Below are 23,845 nucleotides of genomic sequence, written 5' to 3'. Positions count from 1 at the left end.
CGGTTACTCTGGATTTTTTTACAAGCTTGCGAGGGAACGATGACGAAATCGATGCGGCGCCTGGTCCTGGCGGGATGGATACTCGGGGCGACCGGCGCGGCCGGGGCGGCCAGTGCAGCGCAGGGCGCCGCTTTCCAGCCCTGCGACGATGCCGCCGGCAAGCCGGCGCTGGCCGGCAGCCTGTGCGCGGTCGAACAGGTGCCGGGCGATCCCTCCGGCCTGGCGGGCGCGCCGGCCGCCGACGTCCGGCTCTTCGTGCGAAAGTTCCCTGCACCGGGCAAAACGCGCGGCCAGGTCTGGCTGATCGCCGGCGGTCCCGGCGAGTCGGGTGCATCGTTCTACGGTCTGGTGCCGCAGTTGCGCAAGGCGTTTCCCGGCTTCGACCTGGTCATGCCGGACCACCGCGGCACCGGTTTCTCGACCCGGCTGTGCCCGAACGAGGAAGGACCCGCGTCGGCCGGCGGCACGGCCCTGGCCGGCGCCGAATGGGCGAGCTGCTTCCGGCGCCTGAACGAGAATCCGGCTTATGCGCGCCAGTTCTCCGAAACGAATGCCGCCCATGACCTGAAGGCGCTGCTCGAGCGCAGCCCGCGAAAGGGCAAGACTTTCCTCTACGGCGTGTCCTACGGCACCCAGCTGGTGCTGCGCACGCTGGCGCTGGGCGCGGCGGATGTCGACGGCGTGGTGCTCGACTCGCTGGTGCCGCTGCAGGACGACGCCACGGCCGACCTGAGCCGGCGCTCGCTGGTGACCGATGCCGTCGGCCGCGCATGGCTCGGGCGCTGCGACAGCGATGCGCATTGCCGTGGCCAGGTCGGAGAACCGGCCGAGACGGCCTACCGCCGGCTGCTGGTCCGCCTGGAATCCGATACGGCCTTGCGCGAGGCGGTGCCGGGCAAGAACCTGCGGCGCTTCTTCGGCGCCATGCTCGACGTGCCGGTGGCGGCCGCGATGATGCCCCACATCGTCAAGGACATGAACGCGGGGAAGGGCGGCTGGCTGAAGCACGCGATCGGCGCGATCGAGCACGAGGCGGCCAGGCTTGGTTCCTTCCCGCAGTCGCCGCCATCGATCCCGCTGGTGTCGATGATCAGCGTCGCCGAGAACAACCTGCGTCCCGGGATGCGCGCCGAGGACGTGAAGGCGGAAGAGAAGGACCTGCTGTTCGTCAGCCCCTTGCCCGCCCTGCTGGTCGAGCCGGGCCTGCCGGTGTATGCGCGCGACGCCCAGTTCAACCGCCCCCCGGCACGCCTGCCGCGCACGCTGGTGATCCAGGCCGCGCTCGACCCGAAGACGCCGCACGGTGCGGCGCTGCGTCACGCCGAGGTGCTGCGCAAGGCCGGCCCGGTCGAGGTGACGACGGTCGAGAACGGCGCGCACTTCGTGCTCTGGACGATGCCGTCCTGCTTCGAACAGGCGGCGCGCGCCTTTGTGGACGGCGCGCCGCAGCCCGAGGCGGTATGCAGGAACCAGACGGTGTATGTGACCGGAAGCTGAGCCTTACATGGTCGGCCCGCGCCCGGTATGGCCTTCCTTCTCGATGCGCTCCTGGCACTGGATGCAGGTCTGCACGGTCGGGGTGGCCAGCAGGCGCTCTTCCGGGATGTCGCAGCCGCAGGAGACGCAGATGCCGTAGCCGCCCGATTCCAGCCGGCCGATGGCGGCGTCGATCTCGTGCAGCAGGGCGGTTTCGTGGTCGGCGAAATGCTGTTCGTCGTGGGCCGTCATTTCGGCTTCGGACGCGTCGTCGCCCTGCGCCATGTGGGCGCCCGGCGCAATCGGCGGCGGCGTGTCGCCGTCGCTGTCGGTGCGCGCGCGGACCGTGGCGAGGGTTTCTTCGCGGGCTTGCGTCAATCGTTTCGAGACTTCGTCGTGCAGGGATGGCGAGATGGGCATTGGATTTTCCTGTCGATGAGTAGGAGGCGTAGGGTGGGCACGCCGTGCCCACGCGTTACGTGTTCATCCTTGAACCGGCGGCCTCGACGACTCGCTCCGGGGCTTGTCGGTCGACTGCGAGCGCCAACACTGTTCTGTTTGACCCGCCAACACCGCTCACCGTTCCGCGTGGGCACAGCGTGCCCACCCTACGCCCTGTATTCCCAGTGAAACCGAACATTTTGATTCACATCAAGGATTTTTAAGGTCCAGAAATCTACTCTCCCGGCTGTGATCGCAGTCAATCCATCGGGAGAATATCTTGGAAGGCAGTCTAAACTATAACTACAAGATCGTGCGCCAGTTTGCCATCGCCACGGTCGTGTGGGGCGTCATCGGCATGGCCGCCGGCGTCTTCATCGCGGCCCAGCTCGCCTGGCCCGCGCTCAACTTCGACATCCCCTGGCTGTCCTACGGCCGCCTGCGGCCGCTGCATACGAACGCGGTGATCTTCGCCTTCGGCATCTGCGGGCTGTTCGCCACCTCGTATTACGTGGTGCAGCGCACCTGCCAGGTGCGGCTGTTCTCCGACAGGCTGGCCAGCTTCACCTTCTGGGGCTGGCAGGCGGTGCTGGTGGCGGCCGCGATCACGCTGCCGATGGGTTTCACGCGCGGCAAGGAATACGCCGAACTCGAGTGGCCGATCGCGCTCCTGATCACGGTGGTCTGGGTCGCCTACGCGGTGGTCTTCTTCGGCACCATCGTCAAGCGCAAGGTCCAGCACATCTACGTCGCCAACTGGTTCTTCGGCGCCTACATCATCGCGGTCGCGGTGCTGCACATCGTCAACGGCGCGGTGGTGCCCGTCTCGGCCTTCAAGTCCTACTCGGTCTACGCCGGCGTGCAGGACGCCATGATCCAGTGGTGGTACGGCCATAACGCGGTCGGCTTCATCCTCACCGCCGGCTACCTGGGCATGGTCTACTACTTCATCCCGAAGCAGGCCGAGCGCCCGGTGTATTCCTACCGCCTGTCGATCGTGCACTTCTGGGCGCTGATCTTCACCTACATGTGGGCCGGCCCGCACCACCTGCACTACACCGCGCTGCCCGACTGGACCCAGTCGCTGGGCATGGTGTTCTCGCTGATCCTGCTGGCGCCAAGCTGGGGCGGCATGATCAACGGCGTGATGACGCTGTCGGGCGCCTGGCACAAGCTGCGCTCGGACCCGATCCTGAAGTTCCTGATCGTCTCGCTCTCGTTCTACGGCATGGCGACCTTCGAGGGACCGATGATGTCGATCAAGACCATCAACTCGCTGTCGCACTACACCGACTGGACCGTCGCCCACGTCCACGCCGGCGCCCTGGGCTGGGTCGGCTTCATCACGATGGGCTCGATCTACTACCTGATCCCGCGCCTGGCCGGCAAGAAGCAGATGTATTCCGTGCAGCTGGTCGAGACCCACTTCTGGGTCGCCACCATCGGTATCGTCCTCTACATCGCCTCGATGTGGATCGCCGGCGTGATGCAGGGCCTGATGTGGCGCGCCGTGAACCCGGACGGCACCCTGACCTATACCTTCGCCGAGAGCGTGAAGGCGACCTATCCCTACTACGTGATCCGCTTCACGGGCGGCTTCCTCTACCTGTCGGGCATGCTGCTGATGGCCTTCAACACCTGGAAGACCCTGGCCGGCACCGTCAACGTGGATGCGCCGATCCCGCAGCCGCACAAGCCGCAGCATGACGCTGCCCACGTCGAAGCCTGCGCCGTCGAGAACCGCGTACCGACGCACGTCTGAACTGGAGTCGAGAACAATGAAAAACTTTACCCATGAATGGATCGAGAAGAACCCCTGGCTCCTGATCGGCCTGGTGATCCTGGTGATCTCCTTCGGCGGCCTGGTCGAGATCGTGCCGCTGTTCTTCCAGAAGTCGACCACCGAGCCGGTCGCCGGCCTGAAACCCTACTCGCCGCTGCGCCTGGCGGGGCGCGACATCTACATCCGCGAAGGCTGCTACAACTGCCACTCGCAAATGATCCGCCCGCTGCGCGCCGAGACCGAGCGCTATGGCCATTATTCGGTGGCCGGCGAATTCGTCTACGACCACCCCTTCCAGTGGGGCAGCAAGCGCACCGGTCCCGACCTGGCGCGCGTGGGCGGGCGCTACAGCGACGAATGGCACCGCACCCACCTGGACAACCCGCGCGACGTGGTGCCGGAATCGAACATGCCCGGCTATCCCTGGCTGGCAAAGACGAAGCTGAACCCGGCCGAGATCGTGCCGAAGATGCGCGCGATGCAGCTGCTTGGCGTGCCGTACGGCGAGGAAGAGATCAAGAACGCCCCGGCCGAAGTGACCGGGAAGACCGAGCAGGACGCGCTGGTCGCCTACCTGCAAGGCCTGGGCACCCAGATCAAGACGAGGAACTGAGATGGCTATCGAACAAATCTTTGACAGCGCGAGCAGCGTGATGACGGTGGTCTCCTTTGCCACCTTCATGGGCATCGTGTTGTGGACCTTCCTGCTCAAGCGCAGCGCCGACTTCGACCGCGCGGCGGCGCTGCCCTTCGCGGACGACAAGGAGGACGAGCATGTCTGATTTCACGAGCGGCTTCTGGAACTGGTACGTCGCCCTGATCACGATCGCCTCGATCGCCGGCTGCGCGATCCTGCTGTGGTCGCAGTCGCGCTTTCGCGTGAAGGTCGGCAAGGACGGCCAGCCCGAGAAAACCACCGGCCACGTCTGGGACGAGGACCTGACCGAACTGAACACCCCGATGCCGCGCTGGTGGATGGGCCTGTTTTATTTGACCATCCTGTTCGGCGTCGGCTACCTGGTGCTGTATCCGGGCCTGGGCAGCTATGCAGGCAAGCTTGGCTGGGCCTCGACCGGCGCGTACAAGGCGGAACTGAAGAAGGCCGAGAGCGACTACGGTCCGCTGTTCGCGCGCTACGCCAGCCAGGACCTGAAAGCGGTCGCCGCCGACCCGCAGGCGCGCGCGATCGGCGAGCGCATGTTCCTGAACTACTGCGCCCAGTGCCATGGCTCGGACGCGCGCGGCAACAAGGGTTACCCGAACCTGACCGACTCCGATTGGCTGCATGGCGGCGAACCGGACACCATCAAGCAGACCATCATGGCCGGCCGCATCGGCCAGATGCCGCCGATGGGCGCGACGCTCGGCTCGGACAAGGACATCGAGGCGGTCGCCCATTACGTGCGCAGCCTGTCGGGCCTGACGGCCGATCCGGTGAAGGTCGCCTTCGGCAAGCCGAAGTTCATGGCCTGCGCCGCCTGCCACGGCGCCAAGGGCGAGGGCAACCCGATGCTGGGCGCGCCGAACCTGGCCGACAAGGTCTGGCTGTACGGCGGCAGCGCCGACACCGTGATGGAAACCATCCGCAAGGGCCGCAGCAACACCATGCCGGCCTTTGGCGAATTCCTGGGCGAGCCCAAGGTGCACGTGCTGGCGGCCTACGTGTGGAGCCTGTCGAACCCGACCGTTGATACGGTTGTCGAGAACAAGGTAGCGGCAAAATGAACGCCCCCCGTGAAGCGGTCGTCAAGATGTATGCCGCGCGCGAGGAGATCTACCCGCGCGAGGTGAAGGGCCGCTACGCCACGCTGCGCTGGGCCTGCCTCTGGCTCACGCAGCTCCTGTTCTACGGCGCGCCCTGGCTGCAATGGAACGGCCGCCAGGCCATCCTGTTCGACCTGGGCACGCGCAAGTTCCACCTGTTCGGACTGGTGCTGTGGCCCCAGGACTTCATCTACCTGGCCGGCCTCTTGATCGTCTGCGCCTATGGCCTGTTCCTGGTCACCGCCGTGGCCGGGCGCGTGTGGTGCGGCTTCGCCTGCCCGCAGACGGTATACACCGAACTCTTCCTCTGGATCGAGCGCAGCATCGAGGGCGCGCGCAGTGCCCGCATCCGCCTCGATCGCCAGCCGTGGACGGTCGAGAAGATCTGGAAGAAGGGGGCCAAGCACGCGGCCTGGCTGGCGGTGGCGCTGTGGACCGGCTTCACCTTCGTCGGCTACTTCACCCCGGTGCGCACGCTTCTGGGCGAGATCGCGAGCTGGAGCATCGGCCCCTGGGAAGCCTTCTGGGTGCTGTTCTACGGCTTCGCCACCTACGGCAACGCCGGCTGGATGCGCGAGCAGGTCTGCAAGTACATGTGTCCCTACGCGCGCTTCCAGAGCGCGATGTTCGACAAGGATACCCTGATCGTCACCTACGACCGCGCTCGTGGCGAACCGCGCGGCCACGGCGCACGCACGGAAGCGGCCAAGACCGGGGACTGCATCGACTGCAGCATGTGCGTGCAGGTCTGCCCGACCGGCATCGACATCCGGCGCGGCCTGCAATACGAATGCATCGGCTGCGCCGCCTGCGTCGACGCCTGCAACAGCGTGATGGACAAGGTCGGAAAACCCGCTGGCCTGATCCGCTACGCCACCGAGAACGCGCTCGCCAAGGGCTGGGGCACGCGCGAGGTGCGGCGCCGCCTGGCGCGCCCGCGCGTGCTGGTCTACACCGCGGTGCTGGGTCTGCTGGTCGCGGCGATGACGACCTCGCTGGCCCTGCGCACCCCGCTGAAGGTGGACGTGATCCGCGACCGCGGCTCGATGGGACGCGAGGCGGAGGATGGCCGCATCGAGAACGTCTACCGCCTGCAGCTGATGAACACCAGCGAGGCGCCGCGCCGCTATCGGCTGGCGGTAAGCGGCATGGCCGGCGCCGCCATCGTCGACGCCGACGTCGTCGCGCTCGACGGCGCCAGCACGCGCGCGGTGCCGGTGCGGGTGCGTGCGGAAGGGGCGGGCCAGCCCGGTTCGCACCGCATCGCATTCACCGTCACCGCGCTCGACGACCCGGCGGTCGCGGTGCGCGAAGAAGCGGCCTTCATCGTGCCGCGCTAGCGCAGTTCAAGTCGAAAAGGAAAATATCATGCAAGCGACTTCATCCCCGGCTGCGGGCACGCCCTGGTACCGCCACCGCTGGCCCTGGTTCATCATGCTGGGCCCGCTGGCGGTCATGCTGGCCACCGCCGTCACGGTCGTGCTGGCGCTGCGCACGCCGGACGCGGTGGTGGTCGACGACTACTACAAGCAGGGCAAGGCCATCAACCAGGACCTGCGCCGCGACCACGTCGCCACCAGCCTCAAACTGGTGCTCGACGCCCGTTTCGACGCCCGCAGCGGCATGCTGGCGGGACGCCTGCACAGCTTCGGGCGGCCGATGCTGGCGCCGTTCCGCATCTACCTGGCGCACCCGACCCAGCCGCAGAAGGACCTGGCGCTCGAAGTGCTGCCCGACGACTACGGCCATTTCCGCCTCGAGGTGCCGGGCCTGGAGATGACGCACTGGCAGGTCGTGGTCGAAGGCGAGGGCAGGCAATGGCGCCTGGCGCGCAGCTGGAGCCCGGGGAAGGATGCGGGCCTGAAGATCGCCGCTGACGAGGTCGAGCCTTGATGTTGCTGTTGTAGGGTGGGCTCTCGAGCCCACGCGGATGCTACCGGTGCGCACCGCACCGTTTATCTGGGCCCGTGGCCGCCGCGATGGTGCCGATATTCACGTGGTGAGACCGCGTGGGCACAAGTGCCCACCCTACGAAAAACTCGGCACAGTCGTAGGGTGGACTCCCGAGTCCACGCGGTATGGTGCCGTTGAGAACCGTACCCTTTGCCGGAGCCAGTGTCCCGGGAACGTCGCCGGTGAGGCGCGTGAGCACAAGCGCCCAAAGGAGCCCCGTGCACCGCAGCTGTAAAGACTGTCCTTCCCCAACTCTTCCATGTTAGATTTTCGTCACGGCAATCTGCCGTACGACCAACTAGAAGAGACATCCATGCCCGCACGCTCCCAGCGCCTCCTGCGCACCGCCATCGCCTCCCTGTTCGTCCCGCTCGCCATCGCCGGCGCCACGCTGCCGGCGCTCGCAGCGCCGGCGGCAGTGGCGGCTTCTTCCTCGCCGGCCGTCAAACCGAACGCCGCCTTCGACAAGTGGGCCGACCAGTTTGCCCAGGACTGGGTGCGCGGCAATCCGCAGTTCGCCACCGCCACCCAATACTTCAGCGGCGCCGAGCAGGATGCCCTGGACCGCCAGCTCACGCCGCAGACCCCGGCCCAGCGCAAGAAGATGATCGCCAAGGCAAAGGAAGGCATCGCGCGCCTCGACAAGTGGCTGGCCGGTCCGCTGGACGAGACCCAGCGCATTTCGGCGGCGGTGATGCGCTGGTCGCTGTCGAACACGGTCGCCAACGAACCCTTCGAGGACCACGGCTTCGTGTTCCAGCAGTTCAGCGGCGCCCAGGTCAGCCTGGTCAACTTCATGACCCAGACCCACCCGATGCGCCGCGCTTCAGACGTCGACAGCTACCTGGCGCGCCTGGAGCAGGTCGGCACGCGCATGGACGAGGCCCTGGCGCGCGCCCGCGCGGCCACCGCCAGGAAAATGATCCCGCCGCGCTTCATCCTCGAGCGCGCCCAGTACCAGGTCGACACTTTCCTGAAGCCGGCCGCCGCCCAGAACGTGCTGGTGACTTCGCTCGAACAGCGCACCGCGGCGCTGCAGGACCTGGCGCCGGAAGCGCGCAGCGCGGCGATCGCGCGCGCGACCCGCATTGTCGAGGACAAGATCCGCCCGGCCTACAGCCGCGTGCAAGCCTTCATGGCCGAGCTGCATCCGAAGACGAACGACGCCGCCGGTATTTCGCGCCTGCCGGACGGCCTGGCCGCCTACAACCGCGCGCTGGCGAACTACACCAGCACCAACCTGACGGCCGAGCAGATCCACGCCATCGGCCTGCGCGAAGTGGCACGCATCGAAGGCGAGATGGACAAGCACCTGCGCGCGCTCGGCTTCAATGAGGGCAGCATCGAGGCGCGCATGAAGGCGCTCGACGCCACCTTCCAGCCGAAGGGCGAGGGCGATCCTCGTCTCGCCATCCTGGCGCAGTATGCCGAGATGGTGAAGGATGCAGAGCGCCGCAGCGCCTCGCTGTTCAACCTGAAGCCGCGCGCGCCCGTCGAGGTGCTGCGCGAGCCGCCGCTGACCGAAGCCTCGGCCGCCGCCCACTACAGCCTGCCGGCGCCGGACGGCAGCCGTCCCGGCGTGTTCTGGGTCCCCCTGCGCGGGCCGACCTTCGACATGATCCGCATGCGCAGCCTGTCCTACCACGAAGCGGTGCCGGGCCACCATTTCCAGCTGGCGATCCAGCAGGAACTGAAGGGCATCCCGAAATTCCGCAGCCAGCGCATCTTCAGCGGCGGCAGCGCGCACAGCGAAGGCTGGGCGCTGTACACCGAGCGCCTGGCGGTGGAGCAGGGCTGGTACGAAGGCGACGTCCCGGGCCTCTTGGGGGCGCTCGGCTCCGAGCTGTTCCGCGCGCGCCGCCTGGTGGTCGACACCGGCCTGCACACCAAAGGCTGGACGCGCCAGCAGGCGGTCGACTACGGCATCAACGTCCAGGAAGTCGACCGCTACGTCGCCTGGCCGGGCCAGGCCACCGCCTACATGATCGGCATGCTGCGCATCGTCGAACTGCGCGAGAAGGCCAAGGCCGAGCTGGGCGAGAAGTTCTCGCTGCCGGGCTTCCACGACATGGTGTTGAGTAGCGGCTCGGTGCCGCTGGACGTGCTGGGCCAGCTGGTCGACCAGTGGATTGCGAAGGAAAAGGCGAAGGCGTAAGCGCTGACGCGATCGTTGGTTGGGCACGCCGTGCCCACGCGAACCGTCGGCCGATCGACTGCTTCCGTCCGGATGACGATGCCGGCAAGGGCGTAGGGTGGACACCTGTGTCCACGCGGTAGGGCGGCTGATCAGCCGCCTCGACAACAAGAACCGCGCGTGGCCGCGTGCGATGACACGGCGTGGACACAGGTGTCCACCCTACGTTAATCTGGACACTTCCGTCGACCACTCAACAAGGAGCGCAGCATGGAAACCCAGGAATTGCACCGCGGACGCCTGATCGACCACCTCCAGCTCGTCGTGCGCGACCTGGCCGCAGCCCGCAGGTTCTACGACGCGGTCTTCGAGGTACTGGGCGTGCCGCTGGGCGGCGAGGGCGAGGATTATTTCTGGGCCGACGAGCTCTTCGTCTCGACGCCCGGCAGCGAGGCGGCGCAGGGCGTGCTGACCGGCCGCCACCACCTGGCCTTCCAGGCCGCCGACCGCGCCATGGTCGACGCCTTCTACGAAGCGGCATTGCGGGCCGGCGGCAAGGACAATGGTGCACCCGGCGAGCGCAACTACCATCCGGGCTACTACGGCGCCTTCGTGATCGATCCCGACGGCAACAACATCGAAGCCGTGTACCACGGCCCGGCCACGCGCAGCGCGCAATCGGTCAAGGTGACTTTCTAGACTCGGTCACGCCATCGGGCTGCACTGCTCGGTGCCGGCGGCGATCGCGCGCAGGTGGGCCGGTTCGAGCAGCGTGACCTCGCGCTTGTCGACCGCGATCCAGCCCTGTTTCTTGAAGCGCGACAGCAGGCGGCTGACGCTTTCGATCGTCAGGCCCAGGTAATTGCCGATGTCCTCGCGCGACATGCGCAGGGCGAAACTGGTCGAGGAATAGCCGCGCGCGGCGTAACGTGCCGACAGGTTCACCAGGAACACCGCGAAGCGCTGCTCGGCGCGCATGTTGCCCAGCAGGAGCATGACGTTCTGTTCGCGCGTGATCTCCTGGCTCATCATGCGGTGGAAGTGGCGCAGCAGGGCCGGCACTTCGCCGAACAGTTCCTCCAGCCGCGAGAACGGGATCTCGCACACCTCGCTGCTTTCCAGCGCAACCGCGTCGCAGTGGTGGCGGTCGCCGCTGATCGCATCCATGCCCAGCAGTTCGCCGGCCATCTGGAAACCGGTGATCTGCTGCTCGCCCGCCGCGTTGACCTGGTAGGTCTTGAAGTGGCCGAAGCGCACCGCGTACAGGCTGCGGAAGGGTTCGCCCATGGCATACAGGCGCTCGTCGCGCTCCAGGCGCCGGCGCCGGCCGATGATCTTGTCGAGCCGCTCGATGTCCGCGTTTTCCAGGCCCATCGGCAGGCAGAGCTGGTGCATGCTGCAGGCGCTGCAGCTGGCCTTCAGCGCCTGGATGCTGATCGGGGAGGAAGCGGGGGGAGGGGTGACTTGGGTCATCGGTCTACGAATAGTCGCGGTCAATACGGGAATTATAGTCCGGTCCGGCGCCGTGGCCAGTCTTTTGCCGCAAGCTGTCCAGTTGGAAAAGCCTGATAAACAGGCGCAATGGACGCGGGGCTGTGCGTGCACATGCGGGTCAAGGTCAGGGAAAGATGCCAATTGTGCGCTTGCCAAGCCGTGCTAGATTCTGGACACCGCAGATCACGAGGAGGGTTCATGTTCGGCCTATCGGCGTTGGATCTGGCACGCATCCAGTTCGCTTTCACGATGTCGTTCCACATCCTGTTCCCCGCAGTGACCATCGGCCTGGCGAGCTACCTGGCCGTGCTCGAGATGTCCTGGCTGCGCACCAGGCGCCAGGTCTACGTCGACCTCTATCACTTCTGGCTGAAGATCTTCGCCGTCATGTTCGGCATGGGCGTGGTCTCGGGCATCGTGATGGCCTACCAGATCGGCACCAACTGGAGCTATATGTCCGAGTTTGCCGGCAGTATCATGGGGCCGGTGCTGGCCTACGAGGTGCTGACCGCCTTCTTCCTCGAGGCCGGCTTCCTGGGCGTGATGCTGTTCGGCTGGAACCGCGTCGGCCCCCAGCTGCACTTCGTCGCCACCTGCATGGTCGCGATCGGCACCCTGATCTCGGCCACCTGGATCCTGGCCGCCAACAGCTGGATGCAGACACCCCAGGGTTATGCCATCGAGGGCGGGCGCATGGTGCCGGCCGACTGGCTGGCGATCGTCTTCAACCCCTCGTTCCCGTTCCGCCTGATGCACATGGTGGTCGCCGCCTACCTCACCACGGCGCTGATCGTGGGGGCGGTCGGCGCCTGGCAGCTGTTGCGCCGGCGCGACAATCCGGCGGTGCGCAAGATGCTCTCCATGGCGATGTGGATGCTCCTCATCGTCGCGCCGATCCAGGCCGTCATCGGCGACTTCCACGGCCTGAACACCGCCGAGCACCAGCCGGCCAAGCTGGCGGCGATGGAAGGGCACTGGCAGAACGAGCCGGGCGAAGCCATCCCGCTGTTGTTGTTCGGCATACCCGACATGGAGGCCGAACGAACCCGCTACGCCGTCGGCATCCCGCGCCTGGGCAGCATCATCCTCACCCACAGCTGGGACGGCCAGTTCCCCGGCCTGAAGGACTTCCCGAAGGACGAGCGGCCGAATTCCCTGATCGTGTTCTGGAGCTTCCGCCTGATGGTCGGGCTGGGCCTGCTGATGATCGCGCTCGGGCTGTGGAGCCTGCTGCTGCGGCGCGGCGGGCAGCTCTTCACCAAACGCCTGTTCCTGCGCGCGGCCCTGTGGATGGGGCCGGCCGGGCTGGTCGCCATCCTGGCCGGCTGGGTGACCACCGAGGTCGGGCGCCAGCCCTGGGTGGTGTACGGCGTCCTGCGCACGGCCGACGCGGTGTCGCCGCACGGCGCCCCGGCCCTGGCCCTGACGCTGGCGATCTTCGTGGTCGCCTATTTCTTCGTGTTCGGCGCCGGCACCGCCTACGTGCTGCGCCTGATGCGCAAAGGGCCGCAGCATTTCGCGCTGAACCGCGCCCCCGAGGGCGGCCCGGGCGAGGACCGTACGCCGATGCGTCCGCTCTCGGCCGCCGACGTGGGCAACGACGACGAGGGCACGGCCGAGGGGGCGGGCGACGCCGCCGACGGGGAAAGGAGCTGAACCATGGGCATCGACACCTCGGTCATCTGGGCCGTCATCATCTACTTCGCCGTCTTCATGTACGTGCTGCTGGACGGCTTCGATCTCGGCATCGGCATCCTGTTCCCTTTCGTCAAGCAAAAGCGTGACCGCGACACGATGATGAACACCGTCGCCCCGGTCTGGGACGGCAACGAGACCTGGCTGGTGCTGGGCGGGGAAGGGCTGCTGGCGGCCTTTCCGGTGGCCTATTCGATCATCCTGTCCGGCCTGTATCTGCCGCTGATCTTCATGCTGGTCGGCCTGGTGTTTCGCGGCGTGGCCTTCGAGTTCCGCTTCAAGGCCAAGGAGCACGAACGTCACCTGTGGGACAAGGCCTTCATCGGCGGCTCGGTAACGGCGGCCTTCTTCCAGGGCGTCTCGCTCGGCGCCTTCCTGGACGGGATCGCGGTGTCCGGGCGCAGCTACGCCGGCGGCGTGCTCGACTGGATCGCGCCGTTCCCGATCCTGGCCGGCTTCGGCGTGCTCATCGCCTACACCCTGCTGGGCAGCACCTGGCTGATCATGAAGACCGAGGGCGAGCTGCACGACCGCATGGTGCAGGTGGCGCGTCCCTTCGCGCTGATGCTGCTGGGCGCCATCGTGGTGGTCAGCATCTGGACCCCGCTGCGCGACCCGGCGGTGGCCGACCGCTGGTTCACCTTCCCGAACATCCTGTTCCTGGCGCCGGTGCCGGTGCTGGTCATCCTGTCGATCGCGCTCCTGCTCGGCTCGCTCAAGGGCCGGCCGCACCGCTGGCCTTTCGTGGCGGCCCTGGCCCTGGTCTTCCTCGGCTACACCGGCATGGCGATCAGCATCTGGCCGCACATCGTTCCCCCGCACATCACGATCTGGGAAGCGGCATCGCCGCCGGCCAGCCAGGGCTTCGCGCTGGTGGGCACGCTGTTCATCCTGCCGGTCATCCTGATGTATACGGTCTGGTCGTACTGGGTGTTCCGCGGCAAGGTCAAGGCCGACGCGGGGTATCACTGATGCGCCCGCGCTCGCGCGCCGGGTCGGACGCCAACGGGCAGGCCGGCAAGCGCCCGGCGCCGCTGTGGCTGCGCCGCCTGGGCTGGATGGCCGGCCTGTGGGCGGCCGGGGTGGCGGCCCTGTTCCTGGTCGCGGGGCTGATCCGGATGATCATGCATGCGGCCGGCATGCGCTGAGCGGGCAGCAAGGAACACAGCAGGGAACCCGACAGGGAACACGACAATCAGCTCGACAGTTACTTGTTGGTAAGTGTCGAGATATGCAAGCGGTTTCAAACGTGCGCGCCTCTACGGGGTGCAGGGACTACACTTTCGATAAAGATTTATTAACGGAGCGTCTCAGTGTCCATGCAGTCTGCATTACCCCAACACACTTCCACTCCGGCTAATGACGCCGTCAGCGCCTTGGTCGCCGTGGCGCATCCCTTGTCCAGCGAAGACCAGGCCCGCGCCGACCTGTACGCCCTCGCCGCGCGCCTGTTGCTGGCGCCGCCGGGCGAGGTCCTGCTGGGGCAACTGGCGGCGGCCGACCCGATCCTCTCCGAAGGCGGCGACCCGGCGCTCGAACGGGCCTGGGAAAAGCTGGTCCTCGCGTCCGGCGTCATCGACGCGCAAGCGGTGGCCGAGGAATTCGACCGTCTGTTCGTCAGCGATGGCACGCCGACCCTGAATCCCTACGGTTCGCTCTACCTGTCCGGCTTCATGAACGATGCGCCCCTGGCCGAGCTGCGCAGCGACCTGGCGCGCTTCGGGATCGGGCGCGTGCGCGGCGTCGCGGAATTCGAGGACCACCTGGGCGCGCTGTGCGAGACCATGCGCGTCCTGGTCGCGGGTGCGCCTGGCATCCGGCGCCAGCCGCTGGCCGAGCAGAAGGCCTTCTTCGAGGCCCGCATCGCGCCCTGGTACGAGCGCTGCCTGGACGACATCCGGCGCGCCGAGGGCGCCAACTTCTACCGCGTCGTGACCGACTTCGTCGGTGCGTTGCTGGAGATCGAAGCGGCTGGCTTCGCCGTGGACGATGGCTACGATGACTAACCCGAAACAAGCGAAGGACGAGGCGATGAAACACGAGCACGCACCCGCAGCGCAGCTGGCCGCACAGGCACAGCCCGATCCGGCGCGCCGCAGCTTCCTGAAGGCCGCGCCGCTGGGCGCCCTGGTCGCGGTGGCCGGCGGCGCCGAGGCCAAGCCCGAAATGAAACCGGTCGAGGCCGCCAAGCCGCAGGTCAAGCGCGGCTACCACGAGACCGAACACATCCGCCGTTACTACCAAACCGCCGCCTACTGGTGAGCGAGCCCGGAGACCAGACATGTCCTTAGTGAAGAGTTCGAGCAAGCAGGGCGCCAACCGGGGCCTGAAACGGCGCAAGTTCCTGGTCGGGGCCGGCGTCGCGGCCGGCGCCGGCGCCCTGGCGCGCCAGTTGCCGCTGAACGTCATCGAGCCGGCCCAGGCGGCCGACCCGGTGGCCGATGCGCCGGTCAAGACCGAGATCAAGCACACCGTCTGCAGCCACTGCTCGGTCGGCTGCTCGGTCGAGGCGGTGGTCGCCAACGGCGTCTGGGTGCGCCAGGAAGCGGCCTTCGATTCGCCGATCAACATGGGCGCCCACTGCGCCAAGGGCGCCTCGGTGCGCGAGCACGGCTTTGGCGAGCACCGCTTGCGCTACCCGATGAAGCTGGTGAACGGCAAGTACACCCGCATCTCCTGGGACCAGGCGATCAACGAGATCGGCGACAAGCTGCTCGAGCTGCGCCAGAAGTCCGGCCCCGACGCGCTGATGGTGATCGGCAGCTCGAAGCACAACAACGAGCAGGCCTATTTGCTGCGCAAGTTCGTCTCGTTCTGGGGCTCGAACAACTGCGACCACCAGGCGCGCATCTGCCACTCGACGACCGTCGCGGGCGTGGCCCAGACCTTCGGCTACGGGGCGATGACCAACTCGTTCAACGACCTGCACCACAGCAAGGCGGTGCTCTTCATCGGCTCGAACCCCGCCGAGGCCCACCCGATCTCGATGCTGCATTTCCTGCACGCCAAGGAACTGGGTGCGAAGATGATCGTGATCGACCCGCGCTTCACGCGCACTGCGCGCTTCGCCCACCATTATGTGCGCGTGCGCCCGGGTACCGACATCCCGCTGGTCTGGGGCATCCTCTGGCACATCTTCAACAACGGCTGGGAAGACAAGGAATACATCGCCGCGCGCACCTACGGCATGGACGACGTGCGCAAGGAAGTGGCGAAATGGACGCCGGACAAGGTGTCCGACATCACCGGCGTGCCGGAAGCGACGGTGCGCACCGCCGCCGAGATGCTGGCCACCAACCGGCCTTCGTCCGTGGTCTGGTGCATGGGCATCACCCAGCACCACGTCGGCACCGCCAACGTGCGCGCGCTCTCGATTCTCCAGCTGGCGCTGGGCAACATCGGCATTCCCGGCGGCGGCGCCAACATCTACCGCGGCCACGACAACGTGCAGGGCGCGACCGACGTCGGCCCGAACGGCGACTCGCTGCCCGGCTACTACGGCCTGGCCGAAGGCGCCTGGAAGCACTTCGCCAACGTCTGGGGCGTCGACTACGACTGGATCCTGTCGCGCTTCGGCTCGAAGGAACTGATGGAAAAGCCCGGCATCACGGTGTCGCGCTGGTTCGACGCCGTCAACGAGCAAAACCAGTACGTCGACCAGCCGTCGAACCTGAAGGCCGTGTTCTACTGGGGCCACGCGCCGAACAGCCAGACCCGCCTGCCCGACATGAAGGCGGCCATGCAGAAGCTCGACATGCTGGTCGTGGTCGACCCCTATCCGAGCATGACGGCGTCGATGCACGGCCGCACCGACGGCGTCTACCTGCTGCCGGCCGCCTCGCAGTTCGAGACGCAGGGCTCGTGCACCGCCTCGAACCGCTCGATCCAGTGGCGCGAACGCGTGATCATGCCGCTGTTCGAGTGCAAGACCGACCACGAGATCATGTACCTGTTCGCCAAGAAGCTCGGCTTCCATAACGAACTGTGCAAGAACATCAAGGTCGTGATGAACGAGCCGGTGGTCGAGGACATCCTGCGCGAGATCAACCGCTCCTGCTGGACCATCGGCTACACAGGCTGCTCGCCCGAGCGCCTCAAGCTCCACATGGAGAACAAGCACACCTTCAACCCGACCACGCTGCGCGCCGACCACGGTCCCTGCAAGGGCGACTACTACGGCCTGCCGTGGCCGTGCTGGGGCACGCCGGAAATGAAGCACCCCGGCACCCCCATCCTGTACGACCTGAACAAGAGCGTGGCCGAGGGCGGCCTGCCGTTCCGCGCCAACTGGGGCGTCGAGCACAACGGCGAGAGCCTGCTGGCGGCCGACGGCTCGACCAACAAGGACAGCCAGCTCGACGTCGGCTACCCCGAGTTCGACCACGTGTTCCTGAAGAAGCTGGGCTGGTGGAACGAACTTACTCCGGCCGAGCAGGCCATGGCCGAGGGCAAGAACTGGAAGACCGACCTGTCCGGCGGCATCATCCGGGTCGTCATCTCGCACGGCTGCGCGCCGTTCGGCAACGCCCGGGCCCGCTGCAACGTCTGGAACTTCCCGGACCCGATCCCGACCCACCGCGAACCGCTGATGTCGCCGCGCCGCGACCTGGTCGCCAAGTACCCGACCTACGACGACAAGGCCAACTTCCTGCGCCTGCCGACGCTCTACAAGGCGGTGCAGGCCATGGATTACTCGAAGGACTTCCCGCTGATCATGACCTCGGGCCGCCTGGTCGAGTACGAGGGCGGCGGCGAGGAAACCCGCTCCAACCCCTGGCTGGCCGAACTGCAGCAGAACATGTTCGTCGAGATCAATCCGAAGGACGCGGCCCAGATCGGCGCCCGCATCGGCGAATACGTCTGGGTCGAGACGCCCACCGGTGCACGCCTGAAGATGATGGCGATGGTCACCGAGCGGGTGCCGATCGGCCTGGTGTGGGCGCCGTTCCACTTCGGCGGCTGGTGGATGGGCGAGGACCTGGAAAAACACTATCCCGAGGACGGCGCGCCGACGGTGCGCGGCGAAGCCATCAATACCGGCTGGACCTACGGTTACGACGCCGTGACGATGATGCAGGAAACCAAGGTGTCGATGTGCCGCGTGGTGCGTGCCTGACGCGGCGGACATGAGCAGACAACGACAAGCAGAGCAGAGGAGGCTGACATGGCCGCGAGGATGAAGTTTATTTGCGATACCGAGCGTTGCATCGACTGCAACGGCTGCGTGACCGCCTGCAAGAACGAACACGAGACGCCCTGGGGCGTGAACCGCCGGCGCGTGGTGACGATCAACGACGGCGTGCCGGGCGAGCGCTCGGTATCGGTCGCCTGCATGCATTGCACCGACGCGCCCTGCCTGGCGGTGTGTCCGACCAACTGCATCTACCACACCGAGGACGGCATCGTCCTGCACAGCAAGGACCAGTGCATCGGCTGCGGCTACTGCTATTACGCCTGCCCCTTCGGCGCCCCGCAGTTCGCCGGCAGCGGCCTGTTCAACCACCGCGGCAAGATGGACAAGTGCACCTTCTGCGCGGGCGGCCCGGAGCCGGACACCTCGGAAGCCGAGTTCAAGAAATACGGCCGCAACCGCATCGCCGAAGGCAAGCTGCCGGCCTGCGCCGAGATGTGCGGCACCAAGGCCCTGCTCGGCGGCGAAGCCGACCTGATCGCCGACATCTACCGCCAGCGCGTCGAGACCCGCGGCTACGGCCCCGAGCTGTGGGGCTGGAAGATCGCCTATGGCCGCCCGAAGCGCGGCGGCGAGATCAAGGCCAAGGGCGACCTGCCGCGCGAAAACCAGGAGGTCGGCGACTTCCAGAACGGCGGCGGGAGGTTCCCACAATGAAAAAGCCCAGCTACCTGATCCTGGCCTTGCCGCTGCTGCTGTTGACCGGCTGCCTGGAAGTCGACCAGCATCCCGAGTGGATCCGCGGCGAATACGCGGGCAAGGAAGACAACCGCCATTTCCAGACGCATTTCCACAATGACCGCCTGGCCTGGTCGGCGACGATCCAGAACCGCAACCAGAAGCAGAACGAATACAACCGCGCCAATCCTTGAGGAGCCCTACCATGCGAGCGAACCTGTTTGCCCTGCGCGCCATGCTGGCTCTGGTGGTGGCGTTGCTGGGAATATCGACCCTGCCGGCGGCCTGGGCCGGGGTGCCGAACCAGCGCGCCGAGCCGGCCTACGCCGAAGAGCAGACCATGCTGCAGATCGAGGGCGATTCGCGTGCCCGCGAACCGGGCCTGATGTCTTCGGAATCCGGGCGCGTGCACATGGACCGCCACTTCCTCGGCCAGTACGGCGAGAGCGAAGGCAACGTCATCGTCCAGCGCGGCGGGAATACCTGGCGCACCCTGCGCAACGGCCCGATCGCCTCGATCGCCGGCACCATCCTGATCGGCGTGCCGCTGTTGATTTTCCTGTTCTACAAGGCGATCGGACCGGCGCGCGAAGAGCCGCAGTCCGGACGCAAGCTGCAGCGCTTCAGCCGCTGGGACCGCCAGGTGCACTGGGCCACGGCGATCAGTTTCATCCTGCTCGCCATTACCGGCCTGATCATCACTTTCGGCAAGAAGATCATGCTGCCCTGGATGGGACACAATTTCTTCTCCTGGGTGGCGTGGATCTCGAAATACGTGCACAACTTCATCGGGCCACTCTTCATCCTGTGCTCGATCGTGATGTTCATCACCTTCCTGCGCCGTAACTTCTACAACCGCAACGACCTGGAGTGGGTGAAGCAGGGCGGGGGACTGGTTTCACACAAGCACGTGCCGGCCGGCTACTTCAACGCCGGCGAGAAGAGCTGGTTCTGGTTCGGCGTCACCCTGCTGGGACTGGTGATGTCGATCACCGGCCTGGTGCTGAACTTCGTGAACTTCGGCCAGACCCGCTACGTCCTGCAGGTTGCGAACTACCTGCACGTCATCGGCGCCACCTTCTACATCGCGGCGGCCATGGGCCACATCTACATCGGCACCTGGGGTACGCCGGGCGCCTACGAGGCCATGCGCCACGGCACCGTCGACGAGAACTGGGCCAAGGCCCACCATTCGCTGTGGTACGAGGACGTGAAAGCGGGCGTCCCCGGCACCCCGCCCGGCCCCGCGGCAGGCACGCCGCCGGGTACGCAGGGTGTGCCGCGCACACCGCCGCCGCCCCGTCCGGGCCCCGCACACTGAGGATTGCAATGAAACGAACCAGCTTCCTGATCCCCTGCGCGCTGGCAGCAAGCGCCCTGTTCGCCACCGGCTGCAGCCGCAACACGGCGCCCGCCAGCGACGGCGTGATCCAGACCAAGTTCCCCGGCCAGGTGACCGCCGGCGGCGGCACCAGCGGCGAGATCATCGCCCGCACCGGGCGCCCGGTGACAGACGCCATCTATGCCGGCGGCACCCCGGGCATTGCCGGCGGCGCTGGCGGGAATACCTCGGGTGCCGCGGTCGGCGGCACCACGCGCGAGACCGGGCAGGGCCCGAGCTCGGGCGTGACCCCGCCTTCGGGCGCGATGCAGGGTACCCAGACCCAGCCGGGCGACACCGGCACGCCGAGCGGGCCCTCGGCCCAGGACCTGAACAAGGGCGCGGCCAGCAACGCGGCGCCCCAGGGCCCGGCGGCGCCGAACCAGTTGGAGAAGAAATGATGAAACGATGGATTGCCGCACCCGCGGCGTTGGTGGCCGCGCTGTTGATCAACCCGCTGCTGGCGCAGGGCGCCTGGGCGGCGCTGGCGAAACCGGCGCTGACGCCGGAGCAGCAGCAGGCTGCCGCCGCCAAGAAGGCCGAGGCCGACGCCAAGGCCGCGAAGGACAAGGAACTGCTGTCCGCCTCGATGGACGCGGTCAGTGCGCGCTGGCGCTCGCAGGCGGCCAGCAAGGGCTGGAAGATCAATCCGCCGACGGCGATCGCCCAGGCGCCGGCGCCCGGCATCCAGGCGCCCGGCACCGCCGCGCCTGCCGGCGGCGCGCCCGGCGTCGGCTCGTCCGGGGTGACGCCGCCGAATGCCGGCGTGGTGGCCGCCGCGCCGGCCAACGCCGCCCCGGGCACCTCGGCGGCGGCGCCGGGCCGTGGCGCAGCGCCGCTCAGCCCGCAGGCGCTGCAGTCGGCCAACGTCCCGATCAAGAGCGAGAAGCTGGGTACCGCGGCGCCGAGCGAAGACGTCAAGAAGGCGCCGACGAAGTCGGTGCCGAAAGGCGCCTCGCCGGCCGTGGACAAGGGCAACGCGGACGCGGTGCAGAACAAATGAAGATGGCCAGCATGCCGATCGCGGTGATCATGCAGCGCCGCGCCGTCCAGCACCGCTGGGTGGACGAAGCCTGGGCCGCGGTCGGCGTCGTGCCCGACCGCGGCAACCTGCCGCCCGTGCAGGTGCTCAGCGAAAGCCCGGAGCGCGACTATTACCTGGTCTCCGGCCTGGAACTCGAGCTCTATACCGACGAGAACGAGGGCTATTACGAGAACTGCATGGCGCCCGAATCCAAGGTGTTCGTGCTGTGGCGCATGGAAGAGGGCCGCGCGATGCCGGTGCGCGCGTCGGTCAGCTACGTCGAGGGCACCCGTATGTTCGATTCCGGCGAATCGGCCGACGGCGTCACCATGCCGGCCGAGATCTACGCCTGGGTCGCGGGCTACCTGCGCGAGCATTACCAGCCGAAGCCGCGCCGCGGGCGCCAGCATGGCTAGGGAGAACGGCAAGGATGCCTGACGAAGGATTCCTGCGGCGCTGGTCGCGCCTGAAGGCGACGGGCGGCGAACCGGCCGAGGCCCCGGCGCGTCCGGTGCCGGCGGGGCCCGCCGCTGCGCCGCCAACGCCGCCGACGCCGCCAACGTCATCCGTCGCGCGCCAGGCAGGTGCCGCCGGCACGGCGCCGGCCCGCGAAGCGCCGACCCTGGACGACGCCGCGCGCCTGACGCCCGACTCCGATTTCTCCGCCTTCGTGCGCCAAGACGTCGACAAGGCGGTGCAGCGCCTGGCGCTGAAAAAACTGTTCGCCGATCCGCACTTCCACGTGATGGATGGCCTGGACATGTACATGGACGACTACAACAAGCCGAGCCCGATGTCGGCCGCGATGTTCGCCGCCCTCGAGCATGCGAAGAGCGCGCTGCGTCCCTCGGAGCCGCACCGCCCGCAGGTCGCGGTCGACGCTGTCGATGCAGCGGCCGCGCCCGCACTGGAAGCGGCCGCCACCGATCCGGCAGCCGGAGCCCAGCCCGCACCGGTACCGGACGAGCCGGCCGCCGTGACTGCCGGCGACGGAGCTTCCAGCGACCATGCCGTCCGGCACGGCGACACCCGGCTGCTCGTCCAGCAACACACCGACGACACCGACGCACCACCCGCCTGCGCACAGGCAGGCCTTTACCAGCAATCCCTGCAAGGACAAGCATGAACATCCGATTCCTAGAAGGGCAGGCCGGCGATCCGCTGCAGGAACGCCGCAATGCCCTCGCCAAGACCGCCGCCATCCTGGCGGCCGACGCCATCGCCCCGGTCGACGCCGTCGACTCGGTCAGTTACCGCTCGCTCGGGCGCACCCTGGTCGTCGGCAGCGCCGCCCAGGCCTTGCCCTGGGCCGACCACCTGGCGGCCAGCCTGCCGGTCACCGTGCTGCTGATCGATGGCGCAGAGGAGGAAGCGGCACGCGCCTATCCGGTCTTCGCCGCGCCGGCGGTGGCCGTGGCCGGCTGGCTGGGCGCCTTCGAGGCGCGCTGGCAGGCGCCGGGGCAGGCGCAGCAGCAGGGCAAGTTCGACCTCGTGCTCGACCTCTGCCCGAGCCCGCTGATCGCGGCCCACCAGCACCCGCACGGCTATTACGCCCCGGGTCTTGACGAGGCCGCGCGCCGCGCCGCCGCGGCCGAGCTGGTGGAGATGACCGGCGAATTCGAGAAGCCGAAGTATTTCCGCTACAAGGAGCGCCTGTGCGCCCATAGCCGCAACGGCCAGCCCGGCTGCAACGCCTGCGTGCAGATCTGCTCGGCCAAGGCGATCGCCGGCGCGGGCGACAAGATCCGCGTCAATCCCTACCTGTGCGCCGGCTGCGGCGCCTGCACCACGGTCTGCCCGACGGGCGCGCTCGGCTATGCCTATCCTTCGGCGGCCCACACCGGCAGCCGCATCAAGGCTGCGCTGGCCGCCTACCGCGAAGCCGGCGGCGAGGACCCGGTGCTGCTGCTGCACAGCGACGCCGGCGCCGGCCTGCTGGAACGCCTGCAGGCCGACGCCGACGGCGGCATCCCGGGCCGGGTGATTCCGCTGGCGCTGCACCACACGGCCTCGACCGGTATCGACGTCTGGTTCTCGGCGCTGGCCTATGGCGCGGCCGGCGTCACGGTCCTGATGACCGGCGAGGAGGCGCCGCAGTACACCGCCGCCCTCGACCACCAGATGGGCATCGCCCACACCGTGCTCGACGGCCTGGGCTATGCCGGTCCGCACTTCCAGCTGCTGCGCGTGCACACGCCCGAGGAACTCGGCCTGGCCCTGCGCCATGCGCCGCGCGGCGAAGCGCCCGCCGAGAGCGCCGGCTTCAACCTGGCCGCGGACAAGCGCAATACCCTCGACTACGCGCTCGACCACCTGCACCGCCACGCGCCGCGCCAGCCGCAGGACGTGGCGCTGCCGAGCGGCGCGCCGTTCGGGGCGATCGCGGTCGACACCAAGAAGTGCAGCCTGTGCATGGCCTGCGTCGGCGCCTGCCCGTCCTCGGCCGTGATGGACACGCCCGACCTGCCGCAGCTGCGCTTCGTCGAGCAGAACTGCGTGCAGTGCGGGCTGTGCGCCAACACCTGCCCGGAAAACGCGATCGCCCTGGTGCCGCGCATGAGCTTCGGCGAAACGCGCCGCAAGACGGTGATCCTGAACGAATCCCAGCCTTTCCACTGCATCCGCTGCAGCAAGCCGTTCGGCACCCTGCACATGGTCGAGAACATGTTCGCGCGCCTGTCGCAGCACAGCGCCTTCACCGGCAACCTCGACCGCCTGCGCATGTGCGGCGATTGCCGCGTGATCGACATGATGCAGCCGGAAGGGGAATTCGCGGTGCCGCTGCGCCGGCCCGGCGGGCCTGTTCCGCGCAACTGAGGGACTGGTTCCGT

At 67.6% G+C, this 23,845-nt stretch carries 25 protein-coding genes; 23 read left to right on the top strand and 2 right to left on the bottom strand.

The features are described 5' to 3' along the window. The first annotated feature begins 39 nt into the window (after window positions 1–39). Complete coding sequence (locus ACFOPH_RS09690; RefSeq protein WP_379734967.1) at window positions 40–1,497, top strand: alpha/beta fold hydrolase; 1,458 nt, start codon at window positions 40–42, stop codon at window positions 1,495–1,497. Between the two features lie 3 nt (window positions 1,498–1,500). Here ACFOPH_RS09690 and ACFOPH_RS09685 read toward each other — a convergent pair whose 3' ends face one another. Continuing rightward, window positions 1,501–1,896: a TraR/DksA family transcriptional regulator gene (locus ACFOPH_RS09685; protein WP_379734965.1), complete on the bottom strand. Its 396-nt coding sequence runs from the start codon at window positions 1,894–1,896 to the stop codon at window positions 1,501–1,503. 301 nt (window positions 1,897–2,197) lie between these two features. On the opposite strand from ACFOPH_RS09685, the gene ccoN reads away from it, so the two are divergent. The 8 genes from ccoN to ACFOPH_RS09645 all read left to right on the top strand — a co-directional run bounded on the left by ccoN (window position 2,198) and on the right by ACFOPH_RS09645 (window position 10,250). Next, the gene (gene ccoN / locus ACFOPH_RS09680) at window positions 2,198–3,679 is read left to right on the top strand and encodes a cytochrome-c oxidase, cbb3-type subunit I (protein WP_379734963.1); all 1,482 of its coding nucleotides are present in this window, start codon (window positions 2,198–2,200) and stop codon (window positions 3,677–3,679) included. 16 nt (window positions 3,680–3,695) lie between these two features. After that, window positions 3,696–4,313, top strand: a complete 618-nt coding sequence (gene ccoO / locus ACFOPH_RS09675) for a cytochrome-c oxidase, cbb3-type subunit II (protein ID WP_313703954.1) — start codon at window positions 3,696–3,698, stop codon at window positions 4,311–4,313. A 1-nt stretch (window position 4,314) separates the two neighbouring features. Next, window positions 4,315–4,482: a cbb3-type cytochrome oxidase subunit 3 gene (locus tag ACFOPH_RS09670; protein WP_313703955.1), complete on the top strand. Its 168-nt coding sequence runs from the start codon at window positions 4,315–4,317 to the stop codon at window positions 4,480–4,482. Further along, complete coding sequence (gene ccoP, locus ACFOPH_RS09665; RefSeq protein WP_312550367.1) at window positions 4,475–5,425, top strand: cytochrome-c oxidase, cbb3-type subunit III; 951 nt, start codon at window positions 4,475–4,477, stop codon at window positions 5,423–5,425. The genes ACFOPH_RS09670 and ccoP overlap by 8 nt, the downstream gene beginning before the upstream one ends. Continuing rightward, a complete protein-coding gene (ccoG, locus tag ACFOPH_RS09660) occupies window positions 5,422–6,804 on the top strand; it encodes a cytochrome c oxidase accessory protein CcoG (RefSeq protein WP_379734960.1) in 1,383 nt (460 codons plus the stop codon). Before ccoP ends, ccoG begins: the two co-directional genes overlap by 4 nt. A 28-nt stretch (window positions 6,805–6,832) precedes the next feature. Further along, a complete protein-coding gene (locus ACFOPH_RS09655; RefSeq protein ID WP_379734958.1) occupies window positions 6,833–7,357 on the top strand; it encodes a FixH family protein in 525 nt (174 codons plus the stop codon). A gap of 373 nt (window positions 7,358–7,730) precedes the next feature. Then, a complete protein-coding gene (locus tag ACFOPH_RS09650; protein WP_379734956.1) occupies window positions 7,731–9,572 on the top strand; it encodes a DUF885 domain-containing protein in 1,842 nt (613 codons plus the stop codon). Between the two features lie 249 nt (window positions 9,573–9,821). Beyond that, window positions 9,822–10,250 (top strand): VOC family protein, encoded by a 429-nt coding sequence (locus ACFOPH_RS09645; protein ID WP_379734954.1) that lies wholly within the window; start codon window positions 9,822–9,824, stop codon window positions 10,248–10,250. Between the two features lie 6 nt (window positions 10,251–10,256). Here ACFOPH_RS09645 and fnr read toward each other — a convergent pair whose 3' ends face one another. Next, window positions 10,257–11,024: a fumarate/nitrate reduction transcriptional regulator Fnr gene (gene fnr / locus ACFOPH_RS09640; protein WP_312550362.1), complete on the bottom strand. Its 768-nt coding sequence runs from the start codon at window positions 11,022–11,024 to the stop codon at window positions 10,257–10,259. 219 nt (window positions 11,025–11,243) lie between these two features. On the opposite strand from fnr, the gene ACFOPH_RS09635 reads away from it, so the two are divergent. The 14 genes from ACFOPH_RS09635 (at window position 11,244) to ACFOPH_RS09570 (ending at window position 23,831) form a co-directional block, all read left to right on the top strand. Beyond that, window positions 11,244–12,701: a cytochrome ubiquinol oxidase subunit I gene (locus tag ACFOPH_RS09635; protein WP_312550361.1), complete on the top strand. Its 1,458-nt coding sequence runs from the start codon at window positions 11,244–11,246 to the stop codon at window positions 12,699–12,701. A 3-nt stretch (window positions 12,702–12,704) separates the two neighbouring features. Continuing rightward, on the top strand, window positions 12,705–13,712 hold the full coding sequence (gene cydB, locus ACFOPH_RS09630; RefSeq protein WP_312550360.1) for a cytochrome d ubiquinol oxidase subunit II: 1,008 nt from the start codon (window positions 12,705–12,707) through the stop codon (window positions 13,710–13,712). Continuing rightward, on the top strand, window positions 13,712–13,888 hold the full coding sequence (locus ACFOPH_RS09625; protein WP_312550359.1) for a DUF2474 domain-containing protein: 177 nt from the start codon (window positions 13,712–13,714) through the stop codon (window positions 13,886–13,888). The genes cydB and ACFOPH_RS09625 overlap by 1 nt, the downstream gene beginning before the upstream one ends. A 249-nt stretch (window positions 13,889–14,137) precedes the next feature. Next, window positions 14,138–14,746: a TorD/DmsD family molecular chaperone gene (locus ACFOPH_RS09620; protein WP_312550358.1), complete on the top strand. Its 609-nt coding sequence runs from the start codon at window positions 14,138–14,140 to the stop codon at window positions 14,744–14,746. Beyond that, on the top strand, window positions 14,739–15,002 hold the full coding sequence (locus ACFOPH_RS09615) for a twin-arginine translocation signal domain-containing protein (protein WP_312550357.1): 264 nt from the start codon (window positions 14,739–14,741) through the stop codon (window positions 15,000–15,002). The genes ACFOPH_RS09620 and ACFOPH_RS09615 overlap by 8 nt, the downstream gene beginning before the upstream one ends. A gap of 19 nt (window positions 15,003–15,021) precedes the next feature. Then, window positions 15,022–17,856: a formate dehydrogenase subunit alpha gene (locus tag ACFOPH_RS09610; RefSeq protein ID WP_379734950.1), complete on the top strand. Its 2,835-nt coding sequence runs from the start codon at window positions 15,022–15,024 to the stop codon at window positions 17,854–17,856. Window positions 17,857–17,904: 48 nt separating this feature from the next. After that, window positions 17,905–18,588 (top strand): formate dehydrogenase FDH3 subunit beta, encoded by a 684-nt coding sequence (fdh3B, locus tag ACFOPH_RS09605; protein ID WP_312550355.1) that lies wholly within the window; start codon window positions 17,905–17,907, stop codon window positions 18,586–18,588. Continuing rightward, window positions 18,585–18,803 carry a hypothetical protein gene (locus ACFOPH_RS09600; RefSeq protein WP_312550354.1) on the top strand — a complete coding sequence of 73 codons (219 nt, stop codon included), beginning with the start codon at window positions 18,585–18,587 and terminating at the stop codon, window positions 18,801–18,803. Before fdh3B ends, ACFOPH_RS09600 begins: the two co-directional genes overlap by 4 nt. A gap of 11 nt (window positions 18,804–18,814) precedes the next feature. Next, on the top strand, window positions 18,815–19,930 hold the full coding sequence (locus tag ACFOPH_RS09595) for a formate dehydrogenase subunit gamma (protein ID WP_379734948.1): 1,116 nt from the start codon (window positions 18,815–18,817) through the stop codon (window positions 19,928–19,930). Between the two features lie 8 nt (window positions 19,931–19,938). Further along, window positions 19,939–20,391, top strand: coding sequence for a hypothetical protein (locus ACFOPH_RS09590; protein WP_379734946.1), 453 nt, complete (start codon window positions 19,939–19,941; stop codon window positions 20,389–20,391). Continuing rightward, entirely contained in the window at window positions 20,388–20,993 is a 606-nt protein-coding gene (locus tag ACFOPH_RS09585; protein WP_379734944.1) for a hypothetical protein, read from the top strand. Before ACFOPH_RS09590 ends, ACFOPH_RS09585 begins: the two co-directional genes overlap by 4 nt. Continuing rightward, entirely contained in the window at window positions 20,990–21,430 is a 441-nt protein-coding gene (locus ACFOPH_RS09580; protein WP_379734942.1) for a DUF3305 domain-containing protein, read from the top strand. Before ACFOPH_RS09585 ends, ACFOPH_RS09580 begins: the two co-directional genes overlap by 4 nt. 14 nt (window positions 21,431–21,444) lie before the next feature. After that, entirely contained in the window at window positions 21,445–22,140 is a 696-nt protein-coding gene (locus tag ACFOPH_RS09575; protein ID WP_379734940.1) for a DUF3306 domain-containing protein, read from the top strand. Then, window positions 22,137–23,831: a 4Fe-4S binding protein gene (locus ACFOPH_RS09570; RefSeq protein WP_379734938.1), complete on the top strand. Its 1,695-nt coding sequence runs from the start codon at window positions 22,137–22,139 to the stop codon at window positions 23,829–23,831. Before ACFOPH_RS09575 ends, ACFOPH_RS09570 begins: the two co-directional genes overlap by 4 nt. The last annotated feature ends 14 nt before the right edge of the window (window positions 23,832–23,845 follow it).

The sequence above is a fragment of the Massilia haematophila genome, assembly GCF_042647645.1.
GTDB lineage: Bacteria > Pseudomonadota > Gammaproteobacteria > Burkholderiales > Burkholderiaceae_D > Telluria > Telluria haematophila.
This window is presented reverse-complemented; position numbering and strand designations above follow the sequence as displayed.